Raw genomic sequence first — 17792 nt, 5'->3', positions numbered from 1 at the left:
CTGCTGCACGAAAGAAAGGTTGGCCCTGGCCGCTTCGAGCAATGGAGAAGGGAGCGAGCGAGCAAAGTCGCGCCCGCGTCCGCGCCGGGGCTCTTCCCCGCTGGTCCAGCTTCGTCGCCTTTCGACGACCCCGTATTTCGCCGCCCGGCCCGCCCGGGGTGGAAGCGGGGTGCCGCTTCCCACCCGCAGCGATGCGACCGGAAGAAGAAGGATGGCCCTCCACCCCGCTGGGGACGGCACCGCGCCGGGATCGGTCAGTGGGCGGCGTGGGCGCTGGGCCAGCTTTGGACTACCCAGCCGGTCGCTACCGGGTTACAGCGGGGGATAGCAGCGCCGTCGAGCAGGGCTCCGATGGGACGCGGTTGCAAAGCAGCCTGCAGGATTACGACGTCCCCGGCCCCTTACTACGCCGGCGAATGCCCGACCAAGCTCGCCCACTACGCCCGGGTTGCGCCAGCAGGCGCACGACGCGCAGGGCCAAACCGCTTCGACGGTGGCGGCTCGGTGCGCGGGCTCGCCGCCGGGCAGTGGTTCCGCCTCGACGACCACCCGGCGCACGAGGGAGACGCTCCCGAACAGCGCGAATTCATCGTCACGCGCCAGACCTTCACCGCCCGCAACAACCTGCCGACCGACCTGGCACGGGCCCTGCCGCCCAGCCTTCGGCCAACGTCGACCGCCGGCGCGGGGGCCGACACGTCGGCAAGCGACGTTCCGTACCACACCACCTTCAGCGCCCAGCGCCGCGGCCTGCCGCTCACCCCGGCCTACGCCGGCACCGCGCTGGCCAAGCCCACCGCGCGTGGCGCCCAGACCGCCACCGTGGTCGGGCCTGCGGGGGAAGAGATCCACACCGACGCCCACGGCCGCATCAAGGTCCAGTTCCACTGGCAGCGTCCCGACGAACACCCGACGATCGGCGCCAACCTCGACGACACCTCCAGCTGCTGGCTGCGCGTCGCCATGCCCTCGGCCGGCGCCGGCTGGGGCCACCAGTTCATCCCGCGTATCGGCCAGGAAGTGCTGGTCGACTTCCTCGAAGGCGACATCGACCGCCCGGTCATCACCGGCGTGCTGTACAACGGCAGCCACCCGCCGCCCGCCTTCAGCGGCGCCGGCAACCTGCCGGCCAACAAGACCCTGTCCGGCATCAAGTCGAAAGAGCACCAGGGCGGCCAGTACAACGAACTGCTGTTCGACGACACACCTGGCGAAGTGCGCGCCAAGCTCAGCAGCGAGCACGGCCAGACGCAGCTCAACCAGGGCTACCTCACCCACCCCAGAACCGACGGCAAAGCCACGCCGCGCGGCGAGGGCTTCGAACTGCGCACCGACCGCCACGGCGCCATCCGCGCCGGCCACGGCCTGCTGCTCAGCACCGAAGCGCAGCCCTCAGCCTCCGGCAAACAACTGGCGCGCGACGGCGCGCAAAGCCAGCTCGACGCCGCGCTGAGCCTGAGCCAATCGCTGGGCGAGACCGCTACCGCGCAGCTGGCCGACTCTGTCGAAACCGGGCCCACCGAGATCAAGCCCGACAACGGCAAAGGCGCGAACAAAGCCGACGGCCACCTGCAGCACCACGCCGCGGCGCTGAAGGCGTGGGAAGCCGGAACTAACACTAATCCTTCGCGACGCTCCGCTACCTCGCTCAGTCATAAAGAATCCAACATCGCTCCAACAGGTGAGGGATTGGCTCAAGCCGGCCAGCAGCCACTGATGATCCTCAGCGCCCCGGCCGGCCTCGCCGCAACGACCGACAACAGCCTCACCCTGGCCGCCGGCACCAATCTCGACCAAATCGCCCAGCGCGATACCCAACAGACCTCGGGCCGGCGCTGGCTGCACAACGTGGGGCAGCACATCAGCCTGTTCGTGGCGGGAGTGAAGGACGCAGTGAGCCTGAAGCTGATCGCCACCAAGGGCAAGGTGCAGGTCCAGGCGCAAAGCGATGCGATGGAGCTGACGGCGGATAAGGACGTAACGGTGACGTCGTGCAAAGACAAGATTCACATTGCCGCCGCACAGGAAATCCTGCTCAACGTCGGTGGCGGTGCCTACATCCGCCTGGCCGGCGGCAATATCGAGGTGCATTGTCCCGGTACGGTGAGTGTAAAAGGGGCGGAGCATCTGTCGAGTGGCGGTGACAGCCTGTTTGCTACATTCCCAGAGTTCTCATCGGCAGGGACTCAGGCCAGGAAAGTAATGCTGATGTCCCTGGATGGGGAGACACCGCAGAAAGCGACTGCCCATATGGTGGATTCGGATGAAAAACACGTGCTACTGAAACAGGATATTTCCAGCATTGCTGTTAGCAAGCTGGTCGAATCAGAAACACCTCAACAGTACGATGCCATTCTAGGGCAGGAAGAAGCCTGGACAGCTTTGTATGCCTCGGCAGAAGAAGACAACGATGACGGGGACGACCATCCTGGCATCAGTGATGAAGATGACAGGCACGTCACCGAGTTAGGCGGGAGTAAGTCGTGAAAACCTATACAGTCAAGGCTGGAGACAGCCTATGGAAAATTTGCCATCGACTGGGTCTGGACATTGAGCAAATTGCCCAACTGAACCACTTTACCAAGCATAGCCGTCACCACCTGGCCATCGGGCAAAACCTTCTGATTGAAGGCGACAGCACTGCCGGGGATGCAGACAGCAAATTGACACTACAACTACTTGACCTGGCGAGCCAGCCGATCAAGCACCCGGTGCTCAAGGTAAAGCATGATGGCAAGGAACAGGAGGTCAAGGGGAACAGCGATGGTCTGGTCACAGGATTGAACATTACGGACATCAGCAAGGGCATCGAGATATTTTTCAAGGACATTTCGGGCAAGTTTGTTTCCATCTACAAGGATGGCTTGGTCCCGCTAGGTGAGCAGTTCATGACCCTGCAAGCACGGACCATCAAGATAAAAGGCAACCTGACTGCGAAGGAAGGTGCGCAACAGCAAAGCCAGGCAAGTATCAAGGGCGAGATTCGGAAAAAAAATCCTCCGCAACCTCCGAAACGGCCAGCGGGTAAAGATAAGCTCCCACCCGCCATGCCTCAAGTTGATACAGAGCCTTATCAAAAAAAGGTTCGGCTGGAGGATTGCAAGCCAGTGCAGGTCATTGCGCCGATATTCACCAGTGAAAACCTGAGACTGGCGCCAGTAAACGAAAAATATCGGAAATGCATTATTGAAACCGCCAAGAAATATGGCCTATCACCTCAAGCTCTGGCGGCTTTCATGCAGGTAGAAGCGGCCAAAAGTCGCAAAGGTGAGTGGTTGGAAAATGGCAAGGCAGATAGCAGTTCTGCTGTAGGCCTGATGCAATGTCTGCCCCGTATGTGGAAAGACGTGTCTTGCGACAAGCAGTCCAAACTGTACGAATGCATCCAGAAAACGAAACCAGCCCCAAGCTGGGAGTCTGTACTGGATTGGCGGACCAATGCCGAGCTATCAATCGATTCCGCGGCTTGTTACATCCAGATCAACCTACGCGCCTTGAGAAAACAGTATGGATTGCCGGTAGATAGCCTGAATGACGTAGAGAAGGTCAAGTTGGCGTATTTGGCGCATCATGAGGGGGCTGCAGGGGCCAATTCCATTATAAAAAATATGCTAGATGATCAGATGTCAAAAACATTTTTTGCCGCACAGCTGGGGCGCAGACATGGGGAAGCGTTGGCTAAAGTGTACGCAACAAAGTTTGATGATAAATACCGACCAGCTTATCGTTACTGGCTGGCTTATGACCTGGTCGATGCACGGCTTCGCCCGGACCATTTCATGGTCGACCCCAGCAGTTACCAAGCGGCACGGATGGCCGACGTTTTTACCAAACTGGGTGGCCCTGCAGTACAGATACCACATGGCAAGCTGGCCCCGACACAAAGACACCCATCACCTCCCAAGCCCCCCCAACCTGCCACGCGTCCTGATACTCCCTCGGTCTCGCAGCCTGCAGGTACGACAGAACACTGGGTCGACCCCTTGCCGCACTGCATCATCCGTACAGCCCACCTAGCCAGCAAACGTTCTGCCACTTTTGGCATGGTGCGAAAAGACAAAGATGGCAAGCCGCGTGCTCATCAGGGGATCGATCTGCAAGCAGACGTCGGCACGCCATTGCGGGCAGTAGCCAACGCGCGGGTGGCCATAGTAGTGGATCAAGATAAAAAGCCCGGCAAAAACTATGGCAAATGTGTGGTATTGGAAGTGGATTTGAATGATTTGCCGGCTGACAAGCGCGCCTACTGCCAAAGCAAGCTAGGCCCGCAAGAAACGGTGTATTTTTTCTATGCACATATGGAAACTGTTTCAGTGGAAAAGCCAACTCAAAGTAATCCAGTATTTGTCAAAGCCGGCGATTCCATTGGTGCCACAGGCTGTAGCGGCAATGCAGCAGGCATGACTACCATCGCGGTAGGTGGGCATTTACATTTTGAGGCCCGAAAAGACCCTAATCCCGGGCTTGGCTTAGTTGGTCGTTTCGACCCCCTTCCCCTTATTGATAATTGCAGAAATCGCTAGAAAATGATGAAAGCACTATTTTACGTTGTGGCACTGGCCATTCTATGTTCGAATCTTGCGCTTGGTGAAACGGAAGAAACTCGCTACTACCGACAAGAGTGCGAGAAAATACAAGAGCCCCAAATTTGTAGAGGATACGAATTTATAAGAGAAACCGAAAAAAAACCTGACAATGAACGCAGTAGAGTATTGGCGCTTGATGTGCCATACTTAGTTGTTATTGACAAAAAAGACAATCTAACGGGAAGGCTGGTGTCGGTTCGAAGAAAATATACCCCGGAAGAGAAAAAAAAATACATTAACATTGCTGAAAAAGAATATAAAGAAACCGGTGAATTACAGCTTAGTGAAAATGGGGAGATTTACCGATTCGACGTTAGCGGTATACCCAAAGACAAAAACAATAATTTTATAGAAGTATTATTTAGCAACAAGAACTATGTTTATCTGTACTTCATAACAGAGAATATCCCTGACAAATACGACAAATCGGATACACACTATACCTACTATGTCTTTGACAGAAAATACAAAACTTTGGTTGAGCTGTTTTATTTTCGGGGGAATTTTCCTAGAAAAGGAAATTCTAGCCATCCGCTCCTGGCAAAAATTGGTAATAATTATTCATTTAAATGGAGTGGAATACTGGATGGTGGCAAGAAAAATATTTATTATACATTTTCAGTCCTGCCCAATGAGAAAATGGATTGCAAGATGGCTTGGGATGATTGCGAAGGGATAAATATCGTCCCTCGAAAACAATAAGATACAGCAGAGCACACGGCAGTCTCATAGACCGAGTGGGACGGTTAATGAATCCCGAGCGCATCCGGCGCCATGAACCGCCCCGGCTTTCGTGGAGGCCGGTTGGTTTAAGTTAGGCCATCATACAAGCCTGTTCGGCGAGTTGTCGGTAGTAGTTTGCCTCGGCTTCGGCCGGCGGGATATACCCAATCGGTTCCAGCAGCCTATGGTGATTGAACCAGGATACCCACTCCAGCGTGGCCAGCTCGACCGCCTCGCGGGTCTTCCATGGCGCCCGGCGATGGATCATCTCAGCCTTGTATAACCCGTTGATGGTTTCGGCCAGAGCATTGTCATAGCTGTCACCGCGACTACCAACGGAGGGCTCAATACCGGCCTCGGCCAATCGCTCAGAGTACCGAATAGAGACATATTGCGACCCGCGATCCGAATGATGGATCAGTGCATCGTCAGCTTTCGGTTGCCGGGCGTACAGCGCCTGCTCCAGCGCGTCCAGCACGAAGTCGGTCTGCATCGAACTGCTGCCCCGCCAGCCGACGATACGGCGAGCAAAGACATCGATGACGAAAGCCACATAAACAAAGCCCTGCCAAGTCGAGACATAGGTGAAGTCGGACACCCATAGCTGATTCGGACGATCAGCCTTGAATTGTCGATTCACTCGGTCCAGCGGGCACGGCGCCTTGCTGTCCGCCACCGTGGTTTTGACAACCTTTCCGCGTATGGCACCGCGAAGACCAAGACGACGCATCAGGCGCTCAACCGTGCAGCGAGCTACAGCAATGCCCTCGCGATTCATCTGACGCCAAACCTTGTCGGCGCCGTAGACCCGCAGATTGATCTGCCAAACGCGCTCAATATGCGGCATCAGTGCTTCGTCACGCAGGACACGAGCACATCGCAGTGCTGGATTCCGCTTGTGGGCTGCATGGCGCCAATAACCGGACGGGGCAATCTGCAGCACAGCGCAAATCGACTCGACCCCGAAACGGTCGCGATGCTGGTCGACAAAAGTCCTCAGGACTTGAGGCGGCGGTCGAGTTCCGCCTGGGCGAAAAACGCGCTTGCCAGCTTGAGGATCTCGTTGGCCTTCTGCAGTTCCTTGACCTGGCGCTCCAGATCCTTGATCCGCTGCGCTTCGGATGTGGTCACACCAGTACGGGCACCCGTATCGACCTCATCGCGCTTTACCCATTCCAGTAACGTTTGCGGAACGCAGCCAATCTTCGGAGCGATCGATTCCACGGCAGCCCACAGTGACGGGTACTCTCCACGGTGCTCATGCACCATGCGCACAGCGCGCTCGCGGACCTCAGGTGAGAACTTGTTCAATTTCTTCATGGCTCCATTTTCTCAAGAGTCGGAGCCTCTACGAAACCCGGGGCGGTTCACCATCGTCGCTGTCTGTAAGAATGGGTTACCGTCACCGCCTAGTTTAGACAAAAATGGGGGGCTGTAAGAGATTGGTGCAGCGGGTCATGGCACGAGACTATCATCGTCAGGTTGCAGAGTTGCGGGTGCGAGCGGCGATCCTGAATCGCTTCACGGCGCTTGGAGCACCGATGCCGGTGCCAGTGGGACAAGTTCGCTTGGGGAAAAGGGGACTTACCTCGCATCAGAGTTCTGCAACAGTGCTCCACCACATGCACCTCCGTGATTGTTCAGGTGATTCTGCTTTTCCAGCAAGGTACAAGCTAAGGGCAGGTTCACCTTGCCATAGTCAAACCTTAGTGTTTCCCCATCCCTCAAGCCCGCTGTATCCCCCATCTTAGTAGTTTCTTTACGCCACCCCGTGTCGGTCTGCGGCAAAAACCGGTCGCTGCTGCCGACGTTGGCCGAAACCGCCTCGTGCACCATTTCTCCTGACTGACGGCGTGCCCCCTGTGCGCCGTGCCACGACAACGTGCAGGAGATTCTGATGCAACCACTCGTTCCTATCGACGTAGATCCGGATTCCGGTGTGTGGACTACCAACGGCCTGCCGATGCTGTATGTGCCGCGCCACTTCTTCGTCAACAACCACATGGCCGTTGAAGCGGCGCTGGGCAAGGGCACCTATTCCGAGGCTCTGTACGACGCGGGCTACCGCTCCGCCTACTTCTGGTGCGACAGCGAAGCGCGGACTCATGGCCTGGAAGGCATGGAGGTGTTCGAGCATTACCTCAACCGTCTGTCGCAGCGTGGTTGGGGCCAGTTCTCCTTCATCGAGGCCGACGCAGCCACCGGCCATGCCAAGATCCGCCTCGACCATTCCTGCTTCGTGCTGGCGCAGGGCGTGGCCGGTGCGCCGCAAAGCGAAGGTATGGCCTGTTACATGTTCGCCGGCTGGTTTGCCGGGGCCATGGACTGGGTGGGTGAGAAGCTGGGCTACGACTACCACACCATCAGCGCCGAAACCCAGTGCGCCGGCCAGGGCGCCGACTACTGCGTCTTCACCGTCGAGCCGAAGTAAGGGGGCATCATGCGCTATCCGCACCTGTTTTCGCCGATCACGCTGAACAAGCTGACGCTGCGCAACCGTATCGTCAGCACCGCGCACGCCGAGGTGTACGCCGAGCCCGGCGGCCTGCCCGGTGAGCGCTACATCCGCTACTACGAGGAAAAGGCCAAGGGCGGCCTCGGTCTCGCCATCTGCGGCGGTTCCAGTCCGGTGTCGATCGACAGCCCGCAAAGCTGGTGGAAGTCGGTGAACCTGTCCACCGACAGGATCATCGATCCGCTCGCCAGGTTGGCCGAAGCCATGCACCGCCACGGCGCCAAGATCATGATCCAGGCCACCCACATGGGGCGCCGCTCGAGCTACTACGGCGAGCACTGGCCGCACCTGGTGAGCCCGTCCGGGGTCCGCGAGCCGGTGCACCGCGGCAACGCCAAGATCATCGAAGCGCACGAGATCAAGCGCATTATCGGCGACTTCAAGCAGGCCGCGCGCCGCATCAAGGCGTCGGGTCTCGACGGCATGGAAGTGTCGGCCGCGCACCAGCACCTGATCGACCAGTTCTGGAGCCCGCGCACCAACTTCCGTACCGACCAATACGGCGGCTCGCTGGAGAACCGCATGCGCTTCGGCATCGAGGTGTTCCAGGCGATCCGCGAGGAAGTCGGCGCCGACTTCTGCGTCGGCCTGCGCATGTGCGGTGACGAATTCCATGAAGACGGCCTGACCCACGACATGCTGAAGGACATCGCCCAGGCGATGTCGGAAACCGGCCTGATCGACTACCTGTCGGTGGTTGGCTCGGGCGGCGACACCCACAACACCCTGGCCAACTGCATGCCGCCGATGGCGCTGCCGCCGGAACCGTTCGTGCACCTGGCCGCCGGCATCAAGTCGGTGTCCAAGGTGCCGGTGATGCACGCGCAGAGCATCCGCGACCCGAACCAGGCCGAGCGCATCCTGTCCTCCGGCATGGTCGACATGGTCGGCATGACACGCGCCCACATCGCCGACCCGCACCTGGTGATCAAGATCCGCGACGGCAAGGAAGACCAGATCCGCCAGTGCGTCGGCGCCAACTACTGCATCGACCGCCAGTACTTCGGCCAGGACGTGCTCTGTATCCAGAACGCCGCCACCAGCCGCGAAGCGACCATGCCGCACACCTTCGAGAAGGCCAAGCACAAGCGCAAGGTGGTCGTCGTCGGCGCCGGCCCGGCCGGGCTGGAAGCCGCCCGCGTCGCCCGCGAGCGCGGCCACGACGTGGTGCTGTTCGAGAAGAACGACGTAGTCGGCGGCCAGATCGTGCTCGCCGCCAAGGCGCCGCAGCGCGAGCAGATGGCCGGCATCGTGCGCTGGCTCGACATGGAAACCCAGCGCCTGGGCGTGGACCGTCGTCTCGGCACCGCCGCCGACGAAGCCATGATCCTGGCCGAGAAGCCGGACATCGTGGTGCTCGCCACCGGCGGCGTGCCCAACAGCGGCATGGTGCCGGGCTGGGGTGTGGCCGAAGGCTTGGCCGTCACCGGCTGGGACATCCTGTCCGGCAAGGTCGAGCCGAAGAAGAACGTGCTGGTGTACGACGCCGTCAGCAGCCATGCCGGCTTCGGCGTGGCCGACTTCCTGGCCAGCCGCGGCAGCCAGGTCGAGATCGTCACTCCCGACGTGAAGGTGGGCGACGACACCGGCGGCACCACCTTCCCGATCTTCTACCGCCGCCTCTACGCGCAGGGCATGATCCCGACCCCCAACTACTGGATGGACAAGGTCTACCAGGAGGGCGACAAGCTGATCGCGGTGCTGCGCAACGAATACACCGAGGCGCTGGAAGAGCGCGCGGTCGACCAGGTGGTGATCGAGAACGGCATCCTGCCGAACGACACGCTGTACTGGTCGCTCAAGGAACGCTCGAAGAACCAGGGCATCACCGACGTGCACACGCTGTTCGCCTCGCAGCCGCAGCCGTGCCTGTCCGAGCCGCTCAGTGGCGACGAGTTCCTGCTGTTCCGCGTCGGCGACTGCATCTCCATGCACAACATCCACGGTGCGATCTATGACGCACTGCGTCTGGTGAAGGACTTCTGACATGACATTCACCCTGGCTTATGCACTCACCGGCCTGTTCTGGCTGGGCGCGGCGCTGCTGTCGCTGGGGCTGGTGCGCCGGGCCGCGCTGTGGCGGCAGGGGCGCGCCGCCCCCGTGGCGCTGGGCTGGCTCATGACCATCCCCAAGCGCTATTTCGTCGACCTGCACCACGTGGTGGCGCGCGACCCCTTCATCGCCAAGGCCCACGTGGCCGTGGCCGGCGGGGCGGTGGCGGTGCTGGCGCTGGCGGCGCTCAACTACGGTCTGATGCTGTACCTGCCGGCGCTCGACGCCCTGATGCTGCTGGCCGCGCTGTTGATGCTGTTCGGCGCGGTGTTGGTGCGCTCGCGTCGCAAGGCGCCGCCGGCTCGGCTCTCTAAAGGGGCGTGGAACCGCCTGCCCAAGAGCCTGCTGGCGTTCGCCGTCGGCAGCGCGCTGGCGGCGCTGCTGGCACTGAGCGGTAACGCCTTCGGCGCCGCCGCACAGGGTCTGGCCTTGCTGGCGCTGGCGGGTCTCGTTCTGGGCGGTGCCGAACTGGCGCTTGGCGTCGGCCTCGGCGGCCCGATGAAGCACGCCGTGGCCGGCTTGCTGCACCTGGCCTTCCACCCGCGCCAGGACCGCTTCAGCGGCGACAAACGTTCCACCGACTTGAAACCGATCAATCTGGTCGGCAAGGACTACGGTGTCGAAACGCCGGCCGACTTCGCCTGGAACCGGCTGCTGTCGTTCGACGCCTGCGTGCAGTGCGGCAAGTGCGAGGCCGCCTGTCCGGCCTACGCCGCCGGCCAGCCGCTCAACCCGAAGAAGCTGATCCAGGACATGGTCACCGGCATGGCTGCCGGCAGCGGCCCGGCCTACGCCGGCAACCCGCACCCGGGCCAGGCCGGCAAGGTGCGCCAGGGCAACCCGCATCAGCCCATCGTCGGCGGCCTGCTCGATCCCGAAACGCTGTGGTCGTGCACCACCTGCCGCGCCTGCGTCGAGGAGTGCCCGATGCTGATCGAGCACGTCGACACCGTGGTCAGCCTGCGCCGTCACGTCACGCTGACGCGTGGCGAGGTGCCGGGCAAGGGCCGCGAGGCGCTGGCCAACCTGCGCGATACCGATACCGTCGGTGGCTACCCGCTGGCTGCGCGCTACCACTGGGCCATCGACCTCAACGTGCCGGTGCTGCTGCCGGGCGAGCATACCGACTGGCTGCTGATGGCGGGCGAGGGCGCTTTCGACATGCGCTATCAGCGCGCGCTGCGTGCGCTGGTCAAGGTGCTCAAGGCAGCCGGCTTGAAAGTGGCGGTGCTGGGCGAGGTGGAACCCGATTGCGGTGATTTGGCGCGCCGTCTCGGTGACGAGGCGACCTTCCAGCAACTCGCCGGCAAGATGATGAACACACTGGGGCGTTATCGCTTCAACCGTATCGTGACCCCCGACCCGCACCTGTTCCATTGCCTGAAGAACGAGTATCCGGTGCTGGGTGGACGCTACGACGTAGAGCATCACAGCCAGGTGCTGGCCGACCTGCTGGAACGCGGTGCCGTACCGCTCAAGGCCGACGCGGCGCCGCTGCCGGCCACCACTTACCACGACCCATGCTACCTCGGCCGCTACAACGGCGAGACCGATGCACCGCGCCGTGTGTTCAAGGGTATCGGCATCAAGGTGGTGGAGATGGAACGTTCCGGGCGCAAGGGCCGCTGCTGCGGCTGGGGCGGTGGGGCGTCGTTCACCGACATTCCGGGCGAGCGCCGCATCCCTGACATGCGCATGGACGACATTCGCGCCACCGGTGCCGAACAAGTGGCGGTAGCCTGCCCCAACTGCACCGCGATGCTGGAAGGCGTGGTGGGGCCGCGACCGGAAGTGGTCGAGCTGGCTGAATTGGTAGCCGCACGGCTGGCTAACTGAGAGCGGGAGAAAGCATGTACAACGATCGACCCATTCCGCGCATCGACCCGCGCCGGCCCTATGTGATCGGGCCGTCCGGACTCAAGCGCATCGTGCTGGGCGAGAGCGTCGGCAGCCGCGAGCCGCTGCTCGCCGGCCACGCTCACAGCCAGCAAAAACCGCAGCGCAGCGCCGGCCCGTTCGCCAGGCGTTCGCTGGTGGTGATCCATACCGACCGCGGCGCACTCGACGAGGCGGCACGCGAAACCCTGGCCGCCGCCGCCATCATGGCCACGGCCGATACCGAGGTGCTGGCCGTGCTGTTCGGCGCGCAGGCCGAGGCGCTGGGCGAGGCCGCGGCGCTGGCCGGTGCCGACCGCGTGCTGTGCGTGGAAGACCCGGGCTACGCCCCGGAGCGCAAGCTCGCGCTGCTCGCCCAACTGTGGAAGCAGGAGGCGCCGCAGCAGGTGTGCTTCCCGGACCGCGGCGCCGATGCCGACCTGGGACGGCGCTTTGCCTGCCGTCAGCGCCTGGCCATGGCCAGCGACGTGATCGAGGTGGTGGCCGGACGCGAAGTGCGCCGGCTGGCACCAGGCGGGCGCTTCGCCGTGCGTGACATTCCGCCGGTGCTGCTGTTGGCGCGCAAGGTGGCCGATGCCCGGCTGCCGTTCCGCGGCGCCGGCGTGGCGATGCCCGACCTCAAACTGCCGTCGGTGCCGGACCGGATCCGCGATCTGGGCAGCCGTAGCTGCCCGGCCTCGCAGCTTGCGCTGGAAGAAGCCGACCTGATCGTTTCCGCCGGCAACGGTGTGCAGGATACCGCCGGCCTGCGCGAGTTGGCCGAAACCATGGGCGCGGCCGTCGGGGCCTCGCGCGTGGCGGTGGACGACGGCCGTTTCACCCGCGACAAGCAGGTCGGTGCCACCGGCAAGACGGTGCAGGCCAGCGCCTATCTGGCGTTCGGCATCTCCGGCGCGGTGCAGCACCTGCAGGGCATCAAGGAATGCCGGCATGTCATCGCCGTCAACCTGGACGCCTCCGCGCCCATCGTCAAACGCGCCGATCTCACCCTGGTGGAAGATTGCCAGGCGCTGATCGCCGCGCTCAACAAGTTGCTGGCCGCCGAACGCTCGGCCAGACCCGCGACGGAGAACACCCGATGAGCACCCCCATGCTGAAAGTGGCCGTGCTGGTGGCCCCGGCCATTCACCCGGTGAGCGGCCGCCCGTGTACCCATCCCGCCGACAGCGCCGCACTGGCGCTGGGGCTCAAACTCGCCGGGTCATCCGAGCGGCTCACCGTGTTGTACGCCGGCGCCGCCGCGGACGAGGCGCTGGCGGGCTATCTAGCTCAGGGCGCGTCGTGTGTCACGGTGCTGCCTACCGCCGAAGACGCCGACATCGCACCGCTTCTGGCGGCGCAGATCGCCGACGCCGAGCTGGTGCTGTGCGGCACCCGCGCCGGCGGCGGGCAGGGCAGTGCGCTGTTGCCCTACCAGTTGGCCGAAGAACTCGAGGCCCCGTTGTTGCCCGATGCGCTCTCGGTGGCGATCAAGGGTGGTTCGGTCGAAATTGAGCAATTCCTGCCCAAGGGGCAGCGCCGCTCGCTCGCCGCCGCACTGCCGGTGGTGGTGACGGTGCACGAGCGTGCCGTGCCGGCTCTGCCGTACTCCCATGCGCGCAAGGAAGCGGGCAAGGTGCGCAGGCTGATGCCGGTGGCCGCCAAGGCTGCCGAGTGGCGTTATGAGCCGGCCGGCCGTCGTGCCCGTCCGCTGGTCGCCGCCAGCCGCGCCAGCGGGCATGAACGCATGCTGGGGGCGATCGCCGCCGATGATGGAAAAACGACTGGCCTGGTCGTAAAACAAGGTGATCCAGTCGAAAAAGCACAAGTTCTGCTCGATTACCTGCGCGACCATCAGCTCGTCGATTTCTGACAACAACTTGCCGCCACCCGCCCCACCCGGGGGCGGCTTTATAACCCGAAGCAGCGTTGTTTTTGGAGAACTATCATCATGACCAGCAGCACGATCGCGTTTCATCCGAGCCTGAACTTGCGCGAACTGGTGGCCCGCCGTGTGCCGGGTTACAGCCTGGAAGCGCCGTTCTACACCTCGCCGGCGGTATTCGACGCCGACATGGAGCACATCTTCGGCAAGCACTGGATCTATGTCGGCGTGTCGATCGACGTGCCGGAGGCGGGTGATTACATGACCGTGCAGATCGGCTCGCAGCCGATCCTGATCGTGCGCGACGACGACAACGAAATCCGTGCCTTCCACAACGTCTGCCGTCACCGCGGCTCGCGTCTGTGTGCGGAAGAGAAGGGCACGGTCGGCAACCTGGTGTGCCCGTACCACCAGTGGACTTACGACCTGACCGGCAAGCTGATCTTCGCCGACCACATGGCCGAAGGTTTCGACCTATCGCATCACAGCCTCAAGCCGGTGCACGTGCGCAACATGTCCGGCCTGCTGTTCATCTGCCTGGCCGATAACCCGCCGGAAGACTTCGACGTCATGGCCGAGGCCATGACCCCGTACATCGCCCCGCACAAGATCGACGACTGCAAGGTCGCGGTGCAGGTCGACATCATCGAGCAGGGCAACTGGAAGCTCACGCTGGAAAACAACCGCGAGTGCTACCACTGCACCGCCAACCACCCCGAACTGACCGTGTCGCTGTTCGCCTATAGCTACGGCTTCGCGCCCAAGGCCGAAACCGCCGAGGGGCTCCGTCAGTACGACGAGATGGTGGCCGATCGTCACCAGCACTGGGAGTCCTGTGGCCTGCCCTCGACCGAAGTCGAGCGCCTTTCCGACGTCACCGGCTTCCGCACCATGCGCATGCCGCTCGACCGCGCCGGCCAGTCGCAGACGCTGGACACCAAGGCCGCGTGCAAGAAGCTCCTGGCCGACTTCAAGGATGCCTCGATCGGTGGCCTGTCGTTCTGGACCCAGCCCAACTCCTGGCACCACTTCATGGCCGACCACATCGTCACCTTCAGCGTGATTCCGCTGACGGCCGACACCACGCTGGTGCGTACCAAGTGGCTGGTGCACAAGGACGCCGTGGAAGGCGTCGATTACGACGTCGAGAACCTCACTGCGGTGTGGAACGCCACCAACGACCAGGACCGTCGCCTGGTGGAAGAATCCCATCAAGGTGCCAAGAGCTCGGCCTACCAGCCCGGCCCGTACTCGCCGTACACCGAGACGCTGGTCGAGAAGTTCTCCGAGTGGTACATCAACCGCCTGAGCGCCGGGCTGGAGTAAATCCGTCCACGGGCCGGCGCCGGCCGGCCCGTTTTTCAAGTTTTCAGAACCTGTTCACCATTTGTCGCGAGCGGGCAGGGCGGGCGCAACGCCCGAACCGGCCCGGGCGGCAAGACGCGAAGCAGGCTTACACAGGTAGGGCACGATCATGAATGCACCCATCCACTCCGCCATCTTCACCGAACCGGCACCGTACTGGCAGCCCGGGGTGGACGACACGCTCGAATGCGTGGCCGTGCACGACGAAACCCACGACGTGCGCACCTTCACTTTCCGTGCCGTACCGGCGCGCCGCTTCGCCTATCTGCCGGGCCAGTTCATCACGCTGGAGCTGGAGATCGACGGCCAAACCGTCAACCGCTGTTACACCCTGTCGTCGACGCCGACGCGGCCCGACACCGTCACCATCACCGTCAAGCGCGTGCCGGGCGGTCAGGTCTCCAACTGGCTGCACGACAACATGAAACCGGGGCAGCTCGTCAGCGTGCTGGGGCCCTCCGGCGAATTCAGCTACGCCTCCGCCCCTGTCCGGTCTTACTTGTTCCTGTCGGCGGGCAGCGGCATTACCCCGCTGATGTCGATGAGCCGGGCGCTCGCCGACCTTGGTCCGCAGCTCGACATCGCCTTCGTGCACAGCGCGCGTACCCCGGCCGACCTGATCTTCCGTCATGAACTGGTGCAGATCGCGCGCATGCGCCCCGGCTTCCGCCAGGCGGCCATTGTGCAAAGCCGCCACCCCGAGCCGGAGTGGCATGGCCTGGAAGGTTTCCTCGATCTGCCTGCATTGGAGCGGCTGGTACCCGATTTCCGCCAGCGCGCGGTCTACTGCTGTGGCCCGGCGCCGTACATGTCCGCGGTGCGCAAACTGCTGACCGACGCCGGCTACGACATGGCGCTGTATCACGAGGAAAGTTTCAATTTCGCCGAATTGGCGGCGTCTCCCGTGGTGGAGGAGGCCGGGTGTCAGGCCGAGACGGCGGGGTGCGAGGGCGGTTTCGAAGTTCGTTTCGCCAAGCTCGGCGACGTCATTACCACCGCACCGGGACAGACCGTGCTGGCCGCAGCGCAGCAACAGGGATTGCGCTTGCCGTCCTCGTGCTCGCAGGGGGTGTGTGGTACCTGCAAGACCAAGCTGCTGGAAGGCAAGGTCGACATGAAGCACGGCGGTGGCATCCGCCAGCGCGAGATCGACCAAGGCTGGATACTGCCGTGCTGCAGCATCCCGCTGACCCCTCTCGTGCTCGACCGTTAACTGATTATCATAGCCGGCCTTCGTGCCGGCTTTGTTTTACTGGCGGTATCCGGCCGCTCAGACCCGTCTTGGTGTTGTATTGCTGCCAGTGCACATGCACTGAAAAAGGGCTGCTCGTGGTGCACGAACAGCCCTTTTTCTTCAATGTCTTACCGTTCTGGTGCGGGGGACTCGGATGTCGTTTAAAGACAAGTTGCCGTCGACTGTCGATTGTTTTGCCTAGCCGAACCCCCCTATCTTTTGCCTTGATTAAGATCAATTATTACAACTGTTGAGGCGAATCAGGCCCTTTTCCACCTGTCGTGGGTGAGGTGTCCGGCACGGTGCTGTTTCATCGTACATCGGCCACGCCGAGGCAAAGGAGAAAGCGATGCAGTCTGGCAAGATCGTTGTGGAGAACCTGTACAAGGTATTCGGCGACAAGCCGCAGGACGCCATGCGGCTCCTGAAGGCGGGTGAGAGCAAGGAAACCGTGTTTGCCAAAACCGGTCAGGTGGTCGGCGTCAACAACGTGTCGTTCTCGGTCGACGAGGGCGAAATCTTTGTGCTGATGGGCTTGTCGGGCTCGGGCAAGTCCTCGCTGATCCGTCTGATCAACCGCCTGATGGACCCGACCGACGGACGCATCCTGCTCGATGGCCAGGATATCACCCGGCTGTCGCAACCGGAACTGGTGGCGCTGCGCCGCCGCGACATGAGCATGGTGTTCCAGAGCTTCGCCCTGATGCCGCACCGCTCGGTGCTGGAGAACGCCGCCTTCGGTCTGGAAATCGCCGGGATGGGCCGCACGGAACGCGAAGCCCGCGCGATGAAGGTGCTGGAGCAGGTCGGCCTGGCGCCGTTTGCCCGCAAGTCCCCGCACGAACTGTCGGGCGGCATGCAGCAGCGCGTCGGCCTGGTGCGCGCGCTGGCGGTCAACCCGTCGCTGATGCTGATGGACGAAGCGTTCTCCGCGCTCGACCCGCTCAAGCGCGCCGAGATGCAGGACATCCTGCTCGACCTGCAGCGCGGCCAGAGCCGCACCATCTTCTTCGTCTCGCACGATCTGGAAGAAGCGCTGCGTATCGGTACCCGCATTGCCATCATGGAAGGCGGCCGGCTGGTGCAGGTGGGGACGCCGCAAGAGATCATCGAGAACCCGGCCGACGACTACGTGCGCGAGTTCTTCAAGAGCGTGGACACGTCGCGCTATCTGCAAGCCAAGGACCTGATCGACCCGAGCGCGGCCGGCCTGGTGGTGAACGGCCACCCCGCCAACCACGCTGAACTCGACAAGCACAGCTGGGTGGCCTGTGTCTCCAAGGACCACAAGCTGCTGGGCCTGGTTGGCCGCGAAACGCTGCGCAGCGAAGGCTGCATCCCGAGCGAACGTTGTGTGCCGGTGTCCCCGGTCGCTCCGGCCTCCTGTCTGCCGGATGTGCTGCAGCGCCTGTTGGGACAGAGCGAGCCGCTGCCGGTGGCCGATGGCGAGGGCCGCTACCTCGGCGTGATCACTGCCACCAGCGTGCTGTCCAAGCTGTCCGCACATCGCCTGCAAAGCGCCCACTGACCGTCGTCCCGAACAAATCTTGTGGACG

At 62.4% G+C, this 17792-nt stretch carries 12 protein-coding genes, 1 pseudogene and 1 other annotated feature; of the genes and pseudogenes, 12 read left to right on the top strand and 1 reads right to left on the bottom strand.

Annotated features, from left to right (window positions below; translation table 11 throughout):
• Positions 1–351: 351 nt before the first annotated feature.
• Genes FURADRAFT_RS05105 through FURADRAFT_RS20440 form a run of 3 tightly spaced genes read left to right on the top strand, consistent with a single transcriptional unit; the run spans position 352 to position 5288 of the window.
• Positions 352–2487, top strand: coding sequence for a type VI secretion system Vgr family protein (locus FURADRAFT_RS05105; protein WP_008953054.1), 2136 nt, complete (start codon positions 352–354; stop codon positions 2485–2487).
• Positions 2484–4523 carry a LysM peptidoglycan-binding domain-containing protein gene (locus FURADRAFT_RS20075; protein WP_008953053.1) on the top strand — a complete coding sequence of 680 codons (2040 nt, stop codon included), beginning with the start codon at positions 2484–2486 and terminating at the stop codon, positions 4521–4523. The genes FURADRAFT_RS05105 and FURADRAFT_RS20075 overlap by 4 nt, the downstream gene beginning before the upstream one ends.
• Before the next feature lie 3 nt (positions 4524–4526).
• Positions 4527–5288, top strand: coding sequence for a hypothetical protein (locus tag FURADRAFT_RS20440; protein ID WP_008953052.1), 762 nt, complete (start codon positions 4527–4529; stop codon positions 5286–5288).
• Between the two features lie 112 nt (positions 5289–5400).
• On the opposite strand, the gene FURADRAFT_RS05095 is transcribed toward FURADRAFT_RS20440, so the two are convergent.
• Positions 5401–6629, bottom strand: a protein-coding gene (locus FURADRAFT_RS05095) for an IS3 family transposase (RefSeq protein ID WP_086007375.1) whose coding sequence is annotated in 2 segments (ribosomal slippage) — positions 5401–6341 and positions 6341–6629 — 1230 coding nt in all. Because the reading frame shifts where the segments join, the coding sequence is not laid out codon by codon here.
• Positions 6235–6351, bottom strand: a sequence feature (AL1L pseudoknot). Its footprint overlaps the gene before it by 117 nt.
• 98 nt (positions 6630–6727) lie before the next feature.
• On the opposite strand from FURADRAFT_RS05095, the pseudogene FURADRAFT_RS20965 reads away from it, so the two are divergent.
• The 9 genes and pseudogenes from FURADRAFT_RS20965 to FURADRAFT_RS05045 form a co-directional block, all read left to right on the top strand.
• Positions 6728–6868, top strand: a pseudogene (locus FURADRAFT_RS20965) (IS5/IS1182 family transposase); the annotation flags it as partial.
• Between the two features lie 338 nt (positions 6869–7206).
• Positions 7207–7740, top strand: a complete 534-nt coding sequence (locus tag FURADRAFT_RS05080; protein WP_008953048.1) for a DUF5943 domain-containing protein — start codon at positions 7207–7209, stop codon at positions 7738–7740.
• Positions 7741–7749: 9 nt separating this feature from the next.
• Complete coding sequence (locus FURADRAFT_RS05075; protein ID WP_008953047.1) at positions 7750–9810, top strand: NADH:flavin oxidoreductase; 2061 nt, start codon at positions 7750–7752, stop codon at positions 9808–9810.
• A gap of 1 nt (position 9811) precedes the next feature.
• Positions 9812–11713 carry a (Fe-S)-binding protein gene (locus FURADRAFT_RS05070; RefSeq protein ID WP_008953046.1) on the top strand — a complete coding sequence of 634 codons (1902 nt, stop codon included), beginning with the start codon at positions 9812–9814 and terminating at the stop codon, positions 11711–11713.
• A 14-nt stretch (positions 11714–11727) separates the two neighbouring features.
• A complete protein-coding gene (locus FURADRAFT_RS05065) occupies positions 11728–12855 on the top strand; it encodes an electron transfer flavoprotein subunit alpha/FixB family protein (protein WP_008953045.1) in 1128 nt (375 codons plus the stop codon).
• Complete coding sequence (locus FURADRAFT_RS05060; protein WP_008953044.1) at positions 12852–13625, top strand: electron transfer flavoprotein subunit beta; 774 nt, start codon at positions 12852–12854, stop codon at positions 13623–13625. Before FURADRAFT_RS05065 ends, FURADRAFT_RS05060 begins: the two co-directional genes overlap by 4 nt.
• A gap of 78 nt (positions 13626–13703) precedes the next feature.
• Positions 13704–14963 carry an aromatic ring-hydroxylating oxygenase subunit alpha gene (locus tag FURADRAFT_RS05055; RefSeq protein WP_008953043.1) on the top strand — a complete coding sequence of 420 codons (1260 nt, stop codon included), beginning with the start codon at positions 13704–13706 and terminating at the stop codon, positions 14961–14963.
• Positions 14964–15111: 148 nt separating this feature from the next.
• Positions 15112–16215, top strand: a complete 1104-nt coding sequence (locus FURADRAFT_RS05050) for a hybrid-cluster NAD(P)-dependent oxidoreductase (RefSeq protein WP_008953042.1) — start codon at positions 15112–15114, stop codon at positions 16213–16215.
• Positions 16216–16585: 370 nt separating this feature from the next.
• The gene (locus FURADRAFT_RS05045; protein WP_008953041.1) at positions 16586–17764 is read left to right on the top strand and encodes a quaternary amine ABC transporter ATP-binding protein; all 1179 of its coding nucleotides are present in this window, start codon (positions 16586–16588) and stop codon (positions 17762–17764) included.
• The last annotated feature ends 28 nt before the right edge of the window (positions 17765–17792 follow it).

Origin of the sequence: Pseudogulbenkiania ferrooxidans 2002 (assembly GCF_000174355.1) — a bacterium.
Classification (GTDB): Bacteria; Pseudomonadota; Gammaproteobacteria; order Burkholderiales; family Chromobacteriaceae; genus Pseudogulbenkiania; species Pseudogulbenkiania ferrooxidans.
Note: the sequence above shows the minus strand (reverse complement) of the source record. Positions and strands in the feature narration are given on the sequence as shown.